The sequence below is a fragment of the uncultured Campylobacter sp. genome, assembly GCF_938031315.1.
Classification (GTDB): Bacteria; Campylobacterota; Campylobacteria; order Campylobacterales; family Campylobacteraceae; genus Campylobacter_B.
The window spans coordinates 1-1,080 of sequence record NZ_CALHHT010000262.1 but is presented as its reverse complement, the minus strand read 5'-3'; the positions used below and the strand labels follow the sequence as shown (position 1 = coordinate 1,080).

Here is a 1,080-nt window from a genome sequence, read left to right as displayed (position 1 = left end):
TACAGCTAAATTTTAAAGTATGAGTTTGTGACCAAGATTACATAGACAGCCAAACTGCCCCCCAAAAGCGAGTAAATTTTAAAGTACAAACTTGACCGCGCAAGTAAAAAATAAAGAGCGTGCGCTTCTGTAACTCCCCGCAGGAGTTGCCAAAAACAAAATTCCGTGATAAAATCCCGATCTCTGCCCACCCTTTTACTAAAACGATTTTTAAAAAGCTAAATTTAAGCAGCGTTTTCGCTCCTTTGATTTCGCTCTTTAAATTAAGATTTAAATTTCGCGGCACAGCGGACGCGTAAATTTAATCAGCGCGCAAAAGCCGATCCGAAATTTTACCAGGTCAAAATTTTGCCTAAATTTATTTGGCGACGACCGAGTTTAAATTTTATTCGTAGGTTTTTCGTAGTAGCCCCATTTGGCGCGGTATTTTCTCCTAGCTATCCGAGTCAAAACGATCTGAATGATCAAAAGCGCAAGCGCGCCGCCGCCCCATTTCAAATATGTGATTCTATAGGAATCGGATATGGTATCGTAATAAAACCTGGTTGCAAAAGCATAATCGTATTTTAAAACCATTTGCCCGTCTTTAAGGGCGATCTGCCGTGCAAGGTCGGTATCGCCATCGATCCTTTGGTACCAAATTTTTACCTCTTTGTCGTATATCGCGGCCCTGTATCCGTCTATCTCGGTGCTATAAACATCTAAATAAAAACGCCTCTGTTTAAGCGCGCCATCCGCTAAATTTAACTTATAATAACTAGTCCCTCTACTCTTATTCGTTTGCACATATATGACGCACCCCTCTATGGTCTGCAAATCCTCGGGGCCAGACGGCAACACGGCCGTGTAGGACGTATACGGCGTCGCACCAAGGATAAAAAACAGCAGCACACACCTCAAAAGCGCATTCATCTGATTAAAGCTAGCGATCCTCTTTTCATCGTATTTCGTATCAAAAAGCATCAAACCTCTTTTGTTTAAATTTTATCTCGGCGCTTTATCCTGGCGCACCGTAGTGGCAGAAAAGTAGAGCTGCGTCGCTCCAAACTTTCGCGATCTTTAAAATCGTACCTTTGCAAT

Annotated in this window: 1 protein-coding gene; it reads right to left on the bottom strand. The window is 42.3% G+C overall.

Annotated features, from left to right (window positions below; translation table 11 throughout):
* Positions 1 to 378: 378 nt before the first annotated feature.
* Entirely contained in the window at positions 379 to 963 is a 585-nt protein-coding gene (locus tag Q0236_RS06660; protein WP_297916260.1) for a hypothetical protein, read from the bottom strand.
* Between the last annotated feature and the right edge of the window lie 117 nt (positions 964 to 1,080).

Bases quoted from the DNA above. Each gene is read 5' to 3' on its own strand.
- Q0236_RS06660 (WP_297916260.1), bottom strand. From the start codon at position 963: ATGCTTTTTGATACGAAATACGATGAAAAGAGGATCGCTAGCTTTAAT.